The sequence below is a fragment of the Rhizobium sp. CC1099 genome, assembly GCF_029714385.1.
Taxonomy (GTDB): Bacteria; Pseudomonadota; Alphaproteobacteria; order Rhizobiales; family Rhizobiaceae; genus Rhizobium.
On the sequence record NZ_CP121642.1, the window covers coordinates 1,858,939 to 1,875,466 of the forward strand.

General features: G+C 57.0%; 21 protein-coding genes. 10 read left to right on the plus strand and 11 right to left on the minus strand.

The features are described 5' to 3' along the window. Positions 1 to 661 precede the first annotated feature (661 nt). Entirely contained in the window at positions 662 to 823 is a 162-nt protein-coding gene (locus tag QA644_RS30120) for a Thivi_2564 family membrane protein (protein ID WP_283072822.1), read from the plus strand. 150 nt (positions 824 to 973) lie between these two features. Here the strand turns inward: QA644_RS30120 and QA644_RS30125 are convergent, their stop codons facing one another. Both QA644_RS30125 and QA644_RS30130 read right to left on the minus strand, forming a co-directional pair. Next, a complete protein-coding gene (locus QA644_RS30125; RefSeq protein ID WP_283072823.1) occupies positions 974 to 1,396 on the minus strand; it encodes a pyridoxamine 5'-phosphate oxidase family protein in 423 nt (140 codons plus the stop codon). Positions 1,397 to 2,072: 676 nt separating this feature from the next. After that, positions 2,073 to 3,185 carry an AI-2E family transporter gene (locus tag QA644_RS30130; protein WP_283072825.1) on the minus strand — a complete coding sequence of 371 codons (1,113 nt, stop codon included), beginning with the start codon at positions 3,183 to 3,185 and terminating at the stop codon, positions 2,073 to 2,075. Between the two features lie 360 nt (positions 3,186 to 3,545). On the opposite strand from QA644_RS30130, the gene QA644_RS30135 reads away from it, so the two are divergent. Further along, positions 3,546 to 3,710, plus strand: coding sequence for a DUF3309 family protein (locus QA644_RS30135; protein WP_194730728.1), 165 nt, complete (start codon positions 3,546 to 3,548; stop codon positions 3,708 to 3,710). A gap of 48 nt (positions 3,711 to 3,758) precedes the next feature. Here QA644_RS30135 and QA644_RS30140 read toward each other — a convergent pair whose 3' ends face one another. Then, the gene (locus QA644_RS30140) at positions 3,759 to 5,537 is read right to left on the minus strand and encodes an SLC13 family permease (RefSeq protein ID WP_283072826.1); all 1,779 of its coding nucleotides are present in this window, start codon (positions 5,535 to 5,537) and stop codon (positions 3,759 to 3,761) included. A 174-nt stretch (positions 5,538 to 5,711) separates the two neighbouring features. After that, positions 5,712 to 6,026: a hypothetical protein gene (locus QA644_RS30145; protein ID WP_283072827.1), complete on the minus strand. Its 315-nt coding sequence runs from the start codon at positions 6,024 to 6,026 to the stop codon at positions 5,712 to 5,714. Positions 6,027 to 6,227: 201 nt separating this feature from the next. Here QA644_RS30145 and QA644_RS30150 point away from each other — a divergent pair, with 201 nt between their 5' ends. Then, entirely contained in the window at positions 6,228 to 6,461 is a 234-nt protein-coding gene (locus QA644_RS30150; RefSeq protein WP_283072828.1) for a hypothetical protein, read from the plus strand. A gap of 25 nt (positions 6,462 to 6,486) precedes the next feature. Here QA644_RS30150 and QA644_RS30155 read toward each other — a convergent pair whose 3' ends face one another. Continuing rightward, on the minus strand, positions 6,487 to 6,678 hold the full coding sequence (locus QA644_RS30155) for a hypothetical protein (protein WP_239603226.1): 192 nt from the start codon (positions 6,676 to 6,678) through the stop codon (positions 6,487 to 6,489). Positions 6,679 to 7,253: 575 nt separating this feature from the next. Between QA644_RS30155 and QA644_RS30160 the strand changes: the two genes are divergently transcribed. From QA644_RS30160 to QA644_RS30170, 3 genes are all read left to right on the plus strand, one after another. Beyond that, positions 7,254 to 7,403, plus strand: a complete 150-nt coding sequence (locus tag QA644_RS30160; RefSeq protein ID WP_194730725.1) for a hypothetical protein — start codon at positions 7,254 to 7,256, stop codon at positions 7,401 to 7,403. A 62-nt stretch (positions 7,404 to 7,465) separates the two neighbouring features. Beyond that, positions 7,466 to 7,648: a DUF2934 domain-containing protein gene (locus tag QA644_RS30165; protein ID WP_194730724.1), complete on the plus strand. Its 183-nt coding sequence runs from the start codon at positions 7,466 to 7,468 to the stop codon at positions 7,646 to 7,648. Positions 7,649 to 7,762: 114 nt separating this feature from the next. After that, a complete protein-coding gene (locus QA644_RS30170; RefSeq protein ID WP_194730723.1) occupies positions 7,763 to 7,957 on the plus strand; it encodes a hypothetical protein in 195 nt (64 codons plus the stop codon). Positions 7,958 to 8,083: 126 nt separating this feature from the next. Here the strand turns inward: QA644_RS30170 and QA644_RS30175 are convergent, their stop codons facing one another. The 3 genes from QA644_RS30175 to QA644_RS30185 all read right to left on the minus strand — a co-directional run bounded on the left by QA644_RS30175 (position 8,084) and on the right by QA644_RS30185 (position 9,365). Then, entirely contained in the window at positions 8,084 to 8,386 is a 303-nt protein-coding gene (locus tag QA644_RS30175; protein ID WP_283072829.1) for a hypothetical protein, read from the minus strand. Positions 8,387 to 8,613: 227 nt separating this feature from the next. After that, positions 8,614 to 8,901: a hypothetical protein gene (locus QA644_RS30180; RefSeq protein WP_239603219.1), complete on the minus strand. Its 288-nt coding sequence runs from the start codon at positions 8,899 to 8,901 to the stop codon at positions 8,614 to 8,616. Positions 8,902 to 9,062: 161 nt separating this feature from the next. Beyond that, entirely contained in the window at positions 9,063 to 9,365 is a 303-nt protein-coding gene (locus QA644_RS30185; RefSeq protein WP_283072830.1) for a hypothetical protein, read from the minus strand. A 1,025-nt stretch (positions 9,366 to 10,390) separates the two neighbouring features. Between QA644_RS30185 and QA644_RS30190 the strand changes: the two genes are divergently transcribed. Next, positions 10,391 to 10,747 (plus strand): hypothetical protein, encoded by a 357-nt coding sequence (locus QA644_RS30190; protein WP_074072450.1) that lies wholly within the window; start codon positions 10,391 to 10,393, stop codon positions 10,745 to 10,747. Next, positions 10,747 to 10,941 (plus strand): hypothetical protein, encoded by a 195-nt coding sequence (locus QA644_RS30195; protein ID WP_283072831.1) that lies wholly within the window; start codon positions 10,747 to 10,749, stop codon positions 10,939 to 10,941. The genes QA644_RS30190 and QA644_RS30195 overlap by 1 nt, the downstream gene beginning before the upstream one ends. A gap of 177 nt (positions 10,942 to 11,118) precedes the next feature. Here QA644_RS30195 and QA644_RS30200 read toward each other — a convergent pair whose 3' ends face one another. Further along, the gene (locus QA644_RS30200) at positions 11,119 to 11,367 is read right to left on the minus strand and encodes a GAD-like domain-containing protein (RefSeq protein WP_283072832.1); all 249 of its coding nucleotides are present in this window, start codon (positions 11,365 to 11,367) and stop codon (positions 11,119 to 11,121) included. A 213-nt stretch (positions 11,368 to 11,580) separates the two neighbouring features. Here QA644_RS30200 and QA644_RS30205 point away from each other — a divergent pair, with 213 nt between their 5' ends. Further along, on the plus strand, positions 11,581 to 12,054 hold the full coding sequence (locus tag QA644_RS30205) for a VOC family protein (RefSeq protein ID WP_283072833.1): 474 nt from the start codon (positions 11,581 to 11,583) through the stop codon (positions 12,052 to 12,054). Between the two features lie 276 nt (positions 12,055 to 12,330). On the opposite strand, the gene QA644_RS30210 is transcribed toward QA644_RS30205, so the two are convergent. Beyond that, a complete protein-coding gene (locus QA644_RS30210) occupies positions 12,331 to 12,516 on the minus strand; it encodes a hypothetical protein (RefSeq protein WP_194730715.1) in 186 nt (61 codons plus the stop codon). Between the two features lie 481 nt (positions 12,517 to 12,997). Continuing rightward, on the minus strand, positions 12,998 to 14,272 hold the full coding sequence (locus QA644_RS30215; RefSeq protein ID WP_283072834.1) for a c-type cytochrome: 1,275 nt from the start codon (positions 14,270 to 14,272) through the stop codon (positions 12,998 to 13,000). A 382-nt stretch (positions 14,273 to 14,654) separates the two neighbouring features. Between QA644_RS30215 and QA644_RS30220 the strand changes: the two genes are divergently transcribed. Beyond that, the gene (locus QA644_RS30220; protein WP_283072835.1) at positions 14,655 to 16,172 is read left to right on the plus strand and encodes an FAD-dependent oxidoreductase; all 1,518 of its coding nucleotides are present in this window, start codon (positions 14,655 to 14,657) and stop codon (positions 16,170 to 16,172) included. Positions 16,173 to 16,528: the final 356 nt, after the last annotated feature.

Below are 16,528 nucleotides of genomic sequence, written 5' to 3' on the forward strand. Positions count from 1 at the left end.
CCAACTCTTCGCGAGACAAGGAATCCTTCAGTTACCGGCAGCGCCGCTGCACGAGGAACGTCGGAACTTCGGTCTGCTTCCGCCGGTAGATGGGCGGCGTGCCGCGTCTTCGCCAGCCGCATTGATGTCGAGGTCAAGGTCTCAAACCACCTGGTGTAGGATGATCCTCCAGTCGCGGTTTCCGCCTGCCTTGCGGGCGAGGGTATTTTCCAGAGTCTCGGCATCGGCCTGGCGCCGTTCTTGGCACTGCGAAAGGGCCGACGAGCTCTATCCGCTCTATGCCTACCATCCATCGCGCCATCTGCCGCCGGCGAAGGTTAGGGCCTTTTTCGATTTCATCCAGGAAATCGGTCAAGATGAAGCCCCTCCATTCTATCATTGAGGCGCGCAGTCATTGCCAACCTATAGAACGGTTGGCGAGCTCGGCACGCCAGGCATTATGATTTTCCATCGACGCGGACACCTAGGGCCTGGTTGGCGGAGATTTGAGTGTAACGACGAAGATAGAAGCCTCTCCTTCGGAAATATTGGCCGAAAATTGTTTTTGGATGGGCGAATGGATCGGGTCGCTGTGCCCCCAGCCACGCCGCCCTTCCCTTTACAGAACTCAGCCATATTTACACCTTCAATGCCGGAAGCTGTCGTTCAAAGGACCTGGGGCATGTCCATCATAATCAGCATCCTGATCACGGTCCTTCTCATCGCCCTGGTGCTGTACCTCGTGCAAAAACTTCCGATTGACTCGACGATGAAGCAGGTGGCTCAGATCGCCGTTGTAGTCGTCGGCATAGTCTCGTTGCTAAGCTCTCTGGACGTATTCTGATCAGCGCACGGGACTTGCCGCAACTCGACTCAGCCGACGCCACCGGCCGGGGAGTTGCTCCCGCCCCTTTTCCGCCTTTACGGTCAGACTCCCGGGCGATCCGCAGGCACTTCGGTTGAGGCATTCCCTGACTAGCAGCTTTACAAAGAACTAGTTCGCAAGCGCTTCACGGCCCGTCACTTTGTCCATGCTGATGGCAAAAAAAATGGGAAGATATCCCGATGGCTTCTCCTCCGCGCCCCAGTTAAGGGCACCTGGTTCCCACCAATCATTGTACACGTTCAGTATACCCCATGCGTGTTTCTTCTCGGCGTCTTCGTGGAATTCGCGGTACCTGCCCTCAATGACTACGCATCTCCATCGGTGCTGATCAGCGAAATGCTCGATCTCGATACATACGAACGGGTTGCTTCGCATGAATTCAATCTTTCTTCCCGGCATCGAAAAGCTGAAAATTTGGTCCTCTGCTCGGACATAATATATCGGCACAACATAAGGTTGATTGTCACGGCAACATCCGAGCCGGGCCACGCGGTGCTCGGAGATGAGCATGCTGCATTCACTGGATGGCATCTCGCGCAATCTCATTGGTTCGGTCGGGCTCCGTGCCGATGCTTGCGAATAACCGCAATCTATCCTTCATTTTACCATGGAAAACGGGACCGTACGAGCGGGTGGCATAAAACGTCGGTTTCGTGCGTGTGGCCCGGTTCCTTCGGAGGTGATCATTGATTGCAATTCTCTCGGATGGACCCATACTATGACTAAGGCCGAAGACTTGAGCGGACGCCTCATGGTCCCGCGGTGTCCTGCCGAGGTGCCCCAACTAAAGGAGGACAGCATGTCTTCCACCTCGCCTCAGCGATACCTTACCTCACTCAATCTTAAGATGTTGAAGCGTTGTGCTTGACACAACAGGACTCTTTGACGTCGATAGCGCTTGGCATCAAGAAAAAAGGCAGATGCGGCGACATATCTCATCACCGCTTTCCAAACTGGCATTTATTCGGGGCGGCGCTTGTAGCCTCGCTTATGCAACGGATCGAGGTGCTCTTCTTGTCTTCTTGTCTTCTTGTCTTCTTGTCTTCTTGTCTTCTTCGCCTCTTTCGATCACCAATCCGCCTCAAAATGAGGGTGAGCGGCGTTGGGAGAACGAAGGCGGCGCTGGAGCGGCGCGGAGCGTGATGCCGGAACCGTTTGCGAAGATCAGCCGAGCCCGCCCCCTTTTCTGAAGCGAAAACCCGTCAACTCAATCCCTTGTATCGGCTTCCAAGTGGTCGGCCGCAAGGGAAGTCGGGGCCGATTGCATACGCTCTTCAAGTTCCGCTGCCACCCACTCGAGAAAGAGGTTATAGGCCACCGCCAGTAGGGTTGGTCCGAGAAAAAGCCCGATGAATCCAAAAGCCAGTACGCCGCCGACGAGCCCGAATAGACCGAGCAGCACGGGCAGATTGATGTTCTGGCTGAGCAGATATGGTCTAAGGAAGTTGTCGATACTGCTGACGAGAAGCAGGCCCCATGCAGCGATGAAGATCCCCCACCAAACCGATCCCTGCATGAGAAGCCAGAGCGCAACCGGCCCCCACACGAACGGTGGCCCTGCGGGCACAAACGAAAGCAAAAACGTCAGACCGCCAAGCAATAGCGATTGCGACACACCGGCGATCCAGAAGCCGATGCCGGCCAAGAGACCTTGGGCGAGGGCCGTTCCGATCATTCCGTAAACGACACCATTCACGGTCATGCCAATGACCGTCAGCAACCTTCTAGCGCGAGTGCCGGCAATTCGCTCACCGATTTGACGCATGAAACTGATCATGCGCCGGCCGTGCAGGAACAGAAAAAAAGTGATGAATATACTTAGCGCAAGTTCGATTAGGCCGATGCCGAAAGCTGCACCGCCAGCAAGAGCAATATCGGTGACAGGCCCCGTCAGCTTCTTGAGCTCGAGGATAAAGGCAGGAGCGTCATGCGCAAAGTTTTCCCAGTAAGCGGCCACACTCTCGCCGACGATCGGAAGGCCTCTCACCCAGATTGGGGGCGCGGAGGGACCCTGCTCGAGGACGCGCGTAATTCCCGCCGCCAGGTTCTTTATATCGTCGGCGAGCGCCGTCACGAGGAACGCAAGCGGTGCGGCCACAACAAAGACCACCAGCACCGTCATAGCTGCGGCGGCAGCCGCCCGGTTACCTCCGACAGCACGTTCACATCGGCGGTAGATGGGCCATGTCGAAAAACATATCACCGCAGCCCACATTATTGCCGACAGGAAAGGCCAAAGGACGAGAGCGCAACCAATCGCCAGCAGCACAAGCGCGCCGATACCCAGAAGCTGCTCGACCAGTCTGCTTAGAGGAATCATGACTACCCCTCCGGTTCCTTGCGATTCTACTCCATCGGCAAGCATGACACTCATCGACATTCGCAACTGCCTCGCTGTCACGAACGGACATCAAGTGAGGCAGATCGCGTCGCTATCGCACAGCAGACCGCTGCTTCGCAGCGGCGGCAACGGGCAGCCCGCTTTACGCGTCAGCCGATTGTAGAAACTACACCACTTAATAATATAGTGTATATTATTACATGATGCATTAATCCTCATTCGACAATCTTGCTGATCAACCTTTCAAGAGAGACGAGATAAGACAGCGGTCAAGCTCAATTTTGGCGAGGGCAGCATTTCGTCGAGACGAAATAGAACTAGATTCAAGTGGAGAAAGTCATGACATTGGGGATGATACTTCTAATTATTCTTATAGTATTTCTGTTGGGCGGGTTTAGTGGTCGATTCGGAGGTTATGGCTACGGTTATGGGCACGGCGGCATCGGTGTCCTCGGCATCGTGGCGATCATACTGTTCATTCTGATCCTTACGGGCAGGCTTTAGGCCGACGCCACGGTGCATCTGAATCGGAATTGAAACGACGCGTGCGCGCTAAACTGGCGGCCAAAACAACAGGATCAGAGGCACGCCCAGCAAGACCACAATGAACGAGAGCGGCAGTCCCAGTTTCCAATAGTCGCCGAAGCGATAACCGCCGGGGCCGAGCACCAATGTGTTGCACTGGTGTCCGACAGGCGTGAGAAAATCGCAGGCCGCACCCACCGCTACGGCCATCAGAAAGGCGTCCGGACTGTAGCCAAGGCGTTGCGCAAGGGTAACCGCGATCGGGGCGACTACGAGAACCGTGGCTGCATTGTTCAAAAACGGCGTTGCGGCCATTGCGACCACCATGATCATTGCAAGGGCACCGTAAAGGGGCAAGGCGCTAGCAAGCTGAGCGAGGCCGCCGGCGATAAGGTCGGCACCACCGGTGGTACGGATCGACTCGCTCACGGGAATGAGGGCCCCGAGCATTATCAGGATGGGCCAGTCGATGGCCTCATAAGCTTCCCGAAGCGAAAGCGAGCCGAGCAGTACCGTCAGGACAGCAGCCGTAAAGAAAGCTGTGGCAACGGGCAGCAGGCCAAATGCCGTTAGCGCCATGGCACCAGCCAGGACCACCACCGGAACCAAACCCCTTCGCGGATTCCCCAGGCGGATCTCACGTCCCGCCAAGGGAAGAAGACCGAGTTCCATCAGCTTGGTCGGGAGAAGCACGAGATCGCCCTTCAAAACGAGAACGTCGCCTGGTCTTAGCGCGATGTCGCGCAAACGTTCGGTGAAGCGCTTACTGCTCCGGCTCACTGCGAGCAGATTGATGTTGAAGCGCTCATGCAGCGCCAGACGCTTGGCGGTTTGCCCGATCAAAACCGATTTTGGGCCGATCACGACTTCAATTCCGGCGATCTCCTCGTCGACTCCTTTTGCTTCCGTGGAGCGGTTGTGCCCCTCCAGTTCCAGACGCGCACGCCTGATTCCTCGCTCGAGCGCCTGAGGGTCTCCCTCCAACAGAACGATATCGCCCTGACAAAGGATGAGGTCCGGCAGTGATATCATGCGCTCGACCTGATTGCGGACAAGCCCGGTGACAAGGACCTCCTCGTCCAACAAGGCCGACAGGTGCCTGATCGACTTGCCGTTAACGGACGAAGTCGCAGTGACGCGAGCCTCTGTCATGTAGTCCTTGATGTTCAGCGCTTTCTCCATTGTCGGGGCCGCCTGCCTGTCTCGCGGGAGCAGCCGATAGCCAAAGGCCAGAAAAACCACTCCCGCTGCGGCAATACCAGCGCCGACAGGAGTGAAATCAAACATGTTGAAAGAGTGGCCCGTGAGTTCCTCGCGCATCTGCGATACGACAATATTTGGCGACGTGCCGACGAGGGTAATGAGCCCGCCAAGCAACGAGCCGAACGCCATCGGCATGAGAAAAGACGAAGGGGACGCTTTCGACCGGCGCGCCATCTGAAATGCGACGGGGATCATCATCGACAATGCGCCGATGTTCTTGATGAAGATGGACAGGACCGTGACGGCTCCCACGAGAATAACGACCTGGCCCTGCAAGGAGGTCACCTTGGGCCCGACCCGATGAAGGAACGCCTCTATGACACCACTGCGTTCGATTGCGGCGCTTACGACCAGCGCGCTCGCTACGATGATGACAATGTCGTCACCGAAACCGGAGAATGCTGCCTTGTGCGGCACGATGCCGGTGAAAACCGCCGCAAGAAGTGCGAGAACTGCGATGAGGTCGTAGCGAAACCGTCCCCATATGAAAGCGACCATTAGTCCGATCAGAATGGCAAAGGCGAAAGCCTGATCTTGTGTCATGGATGCCGTCCAGACCGACCCCTCCAAATACCGAGCCCATATTACTCGCCTGGAGGAGCTAATGTCAGGAAAACTGACAAGCTTTGCCCCAAAGGCGCTGCCCCGAGCGTCAGTTAGAACGCTTTCCAGACAGCATGGCTGAAAACCGTGCTATGATGAGCAATGAAAAAGCGCTCAGCACTTGAAGCAGCAAAGCAGCGGGTCACCGATGATCGAATCCAGATCGCGGTCCAGGAGGCCGAAATTGCCGGGGGCGTTCTCAGGGGCGAGCCTACGTCTTTGGCTCGCGAACAGCTCGTCAGCTTTTTGCAAACGCTCCGATTTCACGTCTTTGCGTGCGACCTGATGAAAGCAAAGATAAGCGCAGATCAAAACCTGCCCCCCGATCGGGGAAATGAATTCCACGAAACTTCGTAAAACGACGAGCAGCTGCATAAATTCATTTGCGTTTCCGCTTCCTCGGCGCAATGTCGCCCCTTCGGCGGCCATAGCACGGGCGCTGCCGGTTAAGGGCCTCCACACCCTAGCCCGTCATGGTGCATGTCGATCTGTTGTGGTGGTGCCAGGTGGTTTATCTGGGCAATCGTCCCGCCACTCGCAACATTCTCGTTTGTCTTGATTTGCCGCAGCCTTTCATAGGGCGGCATATCCCACTCTACGTCAATTTGGCGTCTCATCGAGGAAAGAAGAATGAAGATGATCAATGACTGGCTGGCGGACAAAGTCCAAGAAAGCGTAGCGCTGCCGCTGCTTGAAAACTGTAGCGCGGGATTTGAGCAGGAGGTAGATATGTTACGCGACCAAGCACTGGCGGAAGAATATTCGATCCAGAACCTTACGGCGACATGCGGAGGAGAAATCGACGTCTATTTGAAGGAGCGACAGAACGCTGGGATTAGGCAAGAGAGTGAGAAGGACCTGTAGCCAACGATGAGGTTTGGCGAAAAAGTCAAGTCGGTGAATATTTTCGCGTTTTAACCGTCGCCGCACGCAGCCTGACCCGCTCTTCATTTTCCAATCGCAGGGCTTTCAGATGGGCGGTCTTGGCCATTCTTGCCTTCATCTCGGCTCGAATGATGATCGCCGAAACGCGGTGCGTTTCCTCCGCTATCGTGGGCGGCTTTCCGGCGGCGTGTTTCATCGGACGCATGCCCGATGTGCCGCAGGGTAGTATAGCTCGCGACCGGGGACATGCCATGCGGATATCCGGCCTGGCCGTGACCTTATCGTCCAGCAGCTCCGACTTTGATTTTTCATTCCAGTCGTCGAATGCAATTCTCAGGCTTTCAAGGTCGTAAGATGAATGTCTATTGTTGTGATCGAAACGGTCAGGAAAGGACATGACCTTCTCCCCAATGCTTGGGGCGGGAGCGTAGCGCTCTCAAGCGGCAGTGCCCTTTTCAACGGCTGCCGACAATACGCACCCTATGCTCTTCTACCGGGAACGCAACGAAATCATTTGTCCTTCGAGGGGAACAATAACCTACGCGCCTTGTTTACCGGGTGGACTGCGGAGGCGGAATGGTCCCACCCTGTTCCAGCGCAAGCCCTTGTCCTGCACGGTCCACCATTTCCCCGAGCTCGCCACTTAAATCTTGCATGGGGCAACCAGCAGAACGAGCCGTTCATGATCAATTTCCATGCCGCAAACGAGGTCTTTTGACCACACGCGGCTATTCGATGTTCCTCATCGTAGCCACGCTCAAGGAGGCTAACATGCCATCCACCGCGCTCCGTTCTTATCGTGAAAACACGGTTCGCCTGATCCGGGAAACTAACTTCCGCTCGGTTGCGACATACTTTGCGGTTCTCGTCGCGATGTTCATCTCGGTCGCCGTCCTGGGGCATTTGCTGCTCAGGACGTGAGCTAAACGTGTGTCACAAACCTCGCCGATGCGTGACAGAAGCGACCAGGAAAGGATAGCGCTATGCAGAAATCCAAGGAAGAACAAGTACAAGCCCGCGCTTACGCTATATGGGAAAGGGAAGGCTGCCCTGAAGGAAAAGACCGCGAAAATTGGGAGCTCGCCATAAAGGAGATGGAAGGGCAATCCCCTCCCCAAGTGGAAAAAGGCCCATGGCGGACGCCGCAAGAAAACGCGGCCAGTTAACTGCGCTTTCGCGTAGTCGCGACGCGTATCGCCAGTAGGCGATTGTGAAGTTTGTACGCGGTTCCGCTTGCGAAAGCTCTGGCTTCTACGATGCTCCCACAATGAGGAACAGACATGATAGAAAACGCCGAAAACGCGCTTATTGCGAATGTGTTTGCATTTCCGGTGACCGACTGCCGCGTGCGGGTCGAAGCTGCGATGTTGGAAATGATCGGGCGGTTAGAGAGTACGGGCCTGTCACCTAACGATATCGCTCTCGTGCTTGCGGATGCATCCGAAGACTACGTCATGTTCTTAGCCCAAGTCTAAATCGGCGCCCCACTCACAGTTACCTGAGTATCCACGGCAGTTCGGCGCGTACTGTGAGGTCGCGTCTCCTTCCGAGAATGTTGCGCGGCAAAAAGGCTCTGTCGCTCATTGCCTTTGGATGTGGGCTTAATGGATCGCGCCAGATGGATGCGCCGGAAGCCCTTGGATCGCAAAGCGATGGAAACGTGGGGCTCCGAGCATAACAGCCTCTTTCTTAGGCTTACCGAAATGTCGTTCGAGCTGGATAGTCAGTTCGGCTGGACTGGTCGTTCCCTCTTGAAAGAGGCCGATCAGAAGCCGGGCTGCGATGGGGAAGGGTCGAGGCTGCTCAAAGAGAACGTCGTCCGTATAGCCAGCATCCTTCAGCACCCCCTGAAGTAAGTTGAGGTCGTCGCTCGTCATATATTTAATGGATGTTTCGGAAGACATGACATCCTCCTTTCGGTCGGGGCAAAGGGTTTGGGGACCCTCAAACAGCAGCGCCCGTAATGATTACTGCTGGAAGCTTAGACCATGCGCCCTCGGAGTAGACAAAGCAAATAATATCTCTCGAGGATGCTCATATACGACGGCAACATCAGTCTCCCTCGACGGACGAGATGCACGCCTCCTCGGCGCGGTTCCGTGGCAAGTCACGATAGAGCTGCGTTCCCTATTTAGACGCGATCTTCGGTCGCCGGCGGTCGTGCGGCTTGCTGGTCTTTCAGCAGCGCCGCATCGATTTCCGCTCGCGTGACTTGCAAATGCTGCCTCTTGAGCGAAGGCGTTTCAATTGACGGAATTTCCAGATGAGCGGCTAATGTCCTGTAAGCGGCAAAGGACAGTTCCTCGATCCGTTCTTCGTCCACCGTTAGCCGATATGTCCCGGCTGCCAGTGGCATAACGAGAGATTCGATGAGGAACGAATGATCGAACCTGATCTCGGTTTCAGTTGTTCTGTTCATGGCAGACTCCGTCTGGTTTGATGCTGAGGCGACAGGCGCTTGCCGCGCAGCCAGGAGATCTTTCCGTCCCGGTCAGCTTTCTCTTCATGCGTTTATGGCCCTGACGCGATCTGGTCCGGATCGGACAGCCCTTTGTGGTCGCTGCGCCAGGTCACCGCAGGTCACCTTCGGTTCGCCGCAGCTTTCGAGGCTGCCGCCGAGCGCGCGCTGGTTGCGCCGCCTTCGTTCTCCCACGACGCCAGTGCATCCGGGTCTGAGCTTTGCCTGCGCCGAAGAGAGGGCGGGTAGCTCTGCGAAGGTATCGTGCCGGCCTCAATGCGGCGGATGATCACGACTTCCTCGTGACGCTCCGGGCCCTCGTCGGCTTGCATGTCCGATGTCGCATAATTGGCTCGCTTCAAAATTCGCTGCAGCGTCGAGCCCTCGATAGCTGCAGTTTCACCGACGTAAAGAATGGTTACCACAGCCAGCCCCCCGAAATCAGAAACAAGATGAAGGCGAAGCTGAGCGCGACCAGAATTCTGATTGCAACGTGTTCAAAGGAAAATTGATGATGGAACATGGAAGACATCACGTCCTCCTTTGATTGGGGCGAAGGATTTTAACCCTTTTGCGGCAGCGCCCGCTTCAAATGCTGCCGACAGAAATACTGTGCGCTTTGATTAGGTTTTAAGCAAGGCATTTCGCCGCAATAAAAATAAAAACGTTCTACAAGTTCCTGTGATATGGTGCGCACATTGGAATATTATTGCGAGGAGACGCTTCAATGAAAGCTATTTTTCCAGACATGACCGGACGACAAGTGGCGATATTTCTGATCGAGACATCGCTCGTAATGGCAGGACTGATCGTAATCCTTATCGTAGGGATACCCATGCTTTAGAGTGACAGTCGATCACGACTTGGATGCCGCCATGCGAAGGCAGATCAGGATAATTCGGCGGCTGGTGAGGTCTACCGCAGAAGCAATCGCCCGACCTTTAAGAAGAAGTCGCGGCTCCACAAAGACCCCCGAATACGCGTTTTTCTGTTTACCTAAGGAAACCCAAGTAAGCTTAAACTTCACCTGTAGCCTCCGACGCAGCACCAGGAATGACGCCGGGTTCCATTCAGTTCCTCTTTTGCTCCAACCGCGAACATGCCCGCTGGCTTTGAGCGTCGCCCGCGTCGGCGGCGGCAGTCTATCTACATGCCCTGAATACTCACCTGAACCGCGCATTCCCGCGGAGCCGGCCGTCCTGGGCCTGGGCTGAACCCAAATCGGCTCGAACCTGGAGAACATGCCGTATTCACGCACCGGCAACGGGGAGAAACTCCAGAAGTGCCGACTGGCCAGAACCTTGTTCTTAAGGTCGATCAGCCGTCTCGGTAGCTCGATCTTTCGGCGCACATCCAAAGATGTGTTGACTCTTATCACGATGAGAACATAATAGGAACAAACGGCGGCGCGACCGCCCGTTGCAACAAATTGTGTAAGGGGAGAACGATCATGCCCCGGCAGCCGATCAAGAGAGAATTGGAACAAGGTACCTATTGGACGCCGCCTTGCGAAGTCGCCCTTTCTGAAGCGCATCCACGATTGCTCAACGCGCTGAAAACCGGCTCGGGATTGGATCGCAAACGCCTCTTCGTGGCAGGCGCCTACGATATGGCCCTCGGTTCGCCGATGGGTCAGTTCGAGGTCGCCATAGATTGCGAAAGCGGGCTTTCCTGCGGCGTCTTCAGAACCATGCGTAGCTCGGAAGATGTTTCGGGAAAACCTGTGTGGTTTACCTCTGACGGCGATCCGGACAACGCGGTCGAGACGGTTCTTCGCAGCGCCAAGGCGGAAGGGCTAGTTCCCTGATGCGGCCTGTCACAAGGGAAGACACCGATTATGAAGTCGAGGCCGCTCTCGCCTTTCACGACGACGACGCCAAGGCGACGATCGCGACACTGTTGGCCGATAATCATCATTTGAGGCTGCAGCTCGCATTGGCGGAAAGCGCCCTGAACCTTGGCTTGGTCCGTGGCTGGCGTCCGCGTTTCGACCGGGACTGACATGCCGGAAATGAACGACATGCGAAAGTTGTCTCGTTGGAGGCTGCAGCACGCTGCAGATGCTGGGCAGCTCTTGATGATTACCTGCCCTACTGCAAGGAAATGGCAGACGGCAAATACCGTGCCGCGCCCGAAAACCAGCATGGTGCTTGCGGTCGGCACCGGCGCGGCGCCGATTCAAGAGAGCTGGCGCTCAGCTTTGATAATCGGGGCGTATTTGTCGGGATCGTCGAACTGGTCCAATATGATCCCGGTCCCGTTCTGCTGCCAGAACTCGATCATCGCATCTGGAACTCTGCCGCGAAAGTGCTCGGGATCGGGAGGAGGAACGGCTCCTCCGCCTTGGGGAACACCGAAATCCTTGACGATCGAAGCAAGCCCAACTTGATAGCCTTCGCGACACCTCCAGTTAGAAGGCAGATACACCGCGCAGCCCCATGCAAAAGCAGCACTCTTGCTTCCAGCTCTCAACGACCGCAATTGGCGCGTTCCGCCGTTCAGTCCAAAGCGGCAACCACGTCAAGGTTAGCGCCCTTTACGATCGACACTTCCGAGGATGGCGAAAAACGGTTGGTTCCCTATTTCCGAGCGTAGCGGATGAGGAAAGGCCAGATTGCTTCAAAGCGAAAGGAACACGCAATGGCTAAGAATACGATTTGCCTCTGGTTCGACAATGACGCCGAGGCTGCCGCTCGCTTTTACTCCGAGATCTTTCCCGACAGCATGGTGAGTGCCGTGCACCGTGCACCCGGTGACTACCCGGCGGGCAAAGAGGGCGGTGTGTTGACGGTCGAATTCACAGTTGCGGGCATTCCTTGCCTCGGCCTCAACGGGGGGCCGGTATTCAAGCACAACGAAGCCTTCTCGTTCCAGATCGCCACCGACGACCAGGAGGAGACCGACCGCTACTGGAATGCCATCGTCGAAAATGGCGGCGAGGAGAGCGCGTGCGGCTGGTGCAAGGACAAGTGGGGCATTTCCTGGCAAATCACCCCCCGCGTATTGACTGACGCGCTGGCGGCTGGCGGTGACGAAGCAAAGCGCGCGTTTGAGGCCATGATGACGATGAGAAAAATCGACGTCGCCGCTATCGAGGCGGCGCGGCGTGCTTGACGCTCCGTCCGCGTCTTGTGGCCACCAGGTCGAGGCGCAGGTCGGCCGCTTTTTCATCGCTGCTCTCAAAACGGACGTTGCAGGAACTGCCGAGATTGATGCGCAGCGCTCCGTCCGGCGCAAAGGCGAGTTCGCCTCCCGTGCTCGCCCCGGCGAATAGGTCGTCGATGCCCGCTTCGAGCTAGCCGATCGTGCATCCGCATTCACGTTGCCCGCCATCGCCATGAACGGAGCTAGGAACATACGGCTATCTCGAAGAGCGGTGCCGTGGAAGCGTCAAGGTCGGAGGCCACCAAGCGGTGGTTTGAAGCGCCCTCCTTTTCCTCGGGTCGCGTCACCGTCATCTGCAACCACAATCATGCGTGCGTTGCCGATGTTGCGGGCAAAAACGCTGCCTTCAAAGCCATCGTGCACCTTGAGCCGCTTCAGGATCTCCTCGCTGGTGGTTTGGCCTGAAAACATTTGTTTCTACGCTGGAGAACAGCAAGATGCTCGCCAGCAATGCGGCTGGCGTAATCATATCTACCGTCCTGCTCACCGGGTGCGTCCATCTTGGGTCTCACTTCTTCAAGCCGGCCGCGGCTCGTGGAAGCGGCACCAGCCATTGGGGCTGATTTCACCTGCAACGATCTCACATGCATTTGGCTTGAGGAAATGGGTGCATCCGCCGCACCGACGCCCCTTATTCGGCGAATTCTGGTAGCGCGCCGCAGACTTAGGGGTCGTTCCAGCGCCGCGTGCGCCAGGCTGACCCGTCATGCAAGAAGAAAGCGCACCTGCACCGGTAACCGCGACGCCGGCCATCGTCACTTTCAAGAATTTCCGTCGGGATACCGCTTGGCTTGAGCGACCTTGCGCCGGGCTTTTGGCCTCCGGACCACGATCCTTTTTCATGATCTTGCCTCCCTATTATCGAATAGCTGTCAACGTTGTCGAACAGCGGTCAGATCGACTTCAGGTACTCGATCAGATCGCTCCTCTCCTCATCGGTGAGATCGAGTTTGAGGTGACGGTCGTAGTGCCTGACGACGTCCTCGAGCGTCGCGAACCGACCGTCATGGTAGAATCCGCCCTTATGGATCTTTTCCGTGTTCCAAAGGGCCCGCAACGACGCAGTCCGGTAGCGCTCGTCCGGAGATCGCATTGCCTGGAAATCATCGATTCCGATCTCGTCTGCCGTATGCAGGTTCCAGCCAGGCTCCGTGAAGAGCGGCGGCACATGGCAAGTGGCGCACTTGGCCTTATCGTTGAAAAGGGCCTTTCCCTTCTCCGCCGCTGCGCTGTCAAAGGAGCCCTTAGGAGGCACTGGGGTCGGCAATGAAAGCTGATAGAAGTGAAGCGCCGGCAGTTTGGCGGTTATCCGGTCTTCCTTGTCCTGCTTGTGGCCCTGTTTCGTCCTGGCGGCGACTGGATACTTCTCCGCATCGTCAAGGCGCGGGTCGTAGAAGACACCTTTGCCATGCATTTCAAGATTGCCGACATAGGCGTTCCAGTAGCTGACAGTGCCCCAGGCTCCGGTCCAAGTATGGTTGTTCACACCTGCCAATCCGAATGCCGGGGGATTGAGCGTGGCGGACGTCTTTCCGTCCGGCCGGAAGGCCTTTCCGTCGAGGTTCAGTTCAGCATCGAACTTTCCCGGCCCCCACGCCTCGATCGCCTTCTTCACCTCGGTTTCGGAAATCTGCAGCATCTCGGTGAACGCGCTCAGGTCCGGCGCGAGCGCGACGATCGCGCCAATGTTCAGGTCGCGATTGGGCCAGCCGTCCAGTCTCGCACCGATGCCTGGCGCGTAGGCATCGTCGACGGTCGAGTGGCACACGGCGCACTGAATCCCCACCGACGTGAGGGTCTTGCCATCGGTGTCAAAGAACCCGGTTACGCCGACAACGGCGTTGGCCTTGAGCAGGACAAGGGTGCTGGTCGGATCGGCAAGATCAACCTCGCCTCTATTCAGCGCTCCGGCTACGTCTTTGGGGATAGCGTTTACGTCGACTTTCAACCCGAGCTCGAGCGCCTTTTTCGGGCTGAGACCAGGCCCTTTGCCGCCCAGCTTCTCGCCAGCGATCGCCTCATGAAGCTTCAGCTTGCCTCCCCAAAAGTCCTCGCTGCCGAACGTATCGTAGCGAAACGTTTCGCGGCCCTCCTCCAGATAGCGCCTCGCCTGCTCCGTCGCGGCCGCGTCGAAATCCTTCCCCCGCATCGAGGTATTGCCGCTCATTTGAGCAGCGGCTGGGATCAAAGTCGAAGGGAGAAGAACCGAAAAAAGTATCACGTTAAGGAAGCTTCGAGGCATGTCACGTCCCTCCCCGCGGTCGATCTCTCGACGCGCGACATCCTATCTCCGACAAAGGAAAATCTCACTATACATTAAAGTTTACTAATATACAAAGCTTCACCTCACTTGCAGTGGCATTTCGGGAAGGTTGGGGAACTGCGCGAAGGCTGGAAAGTGATTGCGCGTTGTCGGGATACACCGTCTGCGATGGGATCCGCAGGGCCGGCTTCCGCCTGAGTGATCCCAAGATCCGCTGGGCAAGGTTCGGGGGAACTTTTGCGTTCTTTCTCCTATTTAGCAGGTGTAGGTTTTGGAGAAGTCGGCCATGAATGTCAGCGATGAAAGAACCGTCTCTTTATGGGCGCCGATCAAAGTCGCGCCTGACGCCGTTCCGCTCCCCCACGATGACCAAGTCGATGTCGTCGTTGTCGGCTCGGGAATTGCCGGCTTGTCAGTGGCCTACGAGCTCGCACTCGCTGGGAAGAAAGTGGCCGTCATCGATCGCGGCCAGATCGGAAGCGGCATGACTGCCCGCACGACCGCGCATCTGACATCGGTATGCGACGACTATTTTTCCGAACTCATTGGTCTGCGGGGGCGTGAGCTGGCGCGGCTCTTCCACGAGAGCCAATCTGCCGCGATCGATCGCATCGAAGCGATTCAAGAGACAGAGGCTATCGCGTGCGATTTCAGACGCGTCGATGGGTTTCTGTTTCCGTCGTCAGCGCAGGAAGCTGATCTCGAGCGCGAACTCGATGCCGCACTGCAAATCGGCGTCGCGGTCGAAAGAACCATCGGCTTGCCGTTTGCGGGGTTCTCCGCGGCACCCGCCCTTCGCTATGCCCGTCAGGCGACATTCCACCCGCTCAAATATCTCCGCGGGCTGGCCGTCGGCGTCCGCGCCCGCGGCAGCGTCCTTTACCGGGACACAGTGGTCGAAAAGGTCGAGGAAACAGACGACGGTGTCCGCGTGGCGACAGCCTCGGGCTTTGTCGTCACTGGAAAATGGGCTGTCGTGGCGACCAATTCGCCGATCAATGACCGTGTCGCCCTCCACACCAAACAAGCGCCCTACCGAACCTATGCGATGTCCTTCGAGATCAGGCGCGGTGTTATCCCGGATGGGCTCTACTGGGATACTGAAGACCCTTACCACTACGTGCGTCTGCAGCCGGGCGACGGCGAAACGGACTTTCTCGTCGTCGGCGGCGAAGACCATAAGACTGGCGCGGCCGACGACGGCCACGAGCGGTTCGCAGCCTTGACGTCGTGGACCAGACGTCTAGTGCCCGATCTTGGCGTCGAGACCCATCGATGGTCCGGGCAGGTGATGGAGACAATCGATTACGCCGGTTTCATTGGTCGCAATCCGGGCAACGAGCGGGTGTTCGTGGTGACTGGTGATTCCGGCGAAGGCATGTCCCATGGAGTGGTGGCTGCTCTGCTGATCCGAGATCTCATTCTCAATGGCAACAGCCATTGGCGGGAACTTTACGAGCCATCCCGCAAGACCCCAAAGGCGATCGGTGACTACCTCGTGGAGAACGCGACAGCGATCAAGAATTTCGTCGAGTATATCGCGCCTGGAGAAATTGGTTCCCTTGACAAGCTGCGGCCGGGAGAAGGTGCCATCGTCCGCGTGGGCCTCACCAAGATCGCCGCATTCCGGGACGAAGACGGCACGCTCTACAAACGTTCGGCGTCTTGCACGCACATAGGCTGCCACGTGCACTGGAACTCCCTCGAGCGCTGCTGGGATTGCCCCTGCCACGGTTCGCAATTTGCCGTCGATGGTACCGCCCTGAACGGACCGGCTGTGTCTCCCTTGGCTGATCTCCAATAGGTCATTACGGCGCGGACGGATTTCATCCTCGAGATGCGGGACGCCGCGTCGTTGGTCTGCGTAGGCTTGAAATTGATGTGCAATAGGACCTACATTCCGGTGAATGCCATCCCACCCCACTTGTAGCGATAGAGCAAATGCCAAAATTGGCTCAGGATCGGCCACTCCCCGTGGTCGCCGCAGCCATGCGTGAAGGTATGATCAACAATCTCACCGATCCCAGGCGGCCACCGACTTCATGCACGCTTTCCTGCGCAGCGCCGTTCTGCGACTTGGGCAATTCAGAAATTTTCCGTTCGTTGGTCTATGAGCGAGGGCCTTCGGCGCGTTTTCCCGTCGCTCGACCTCATTGCTTG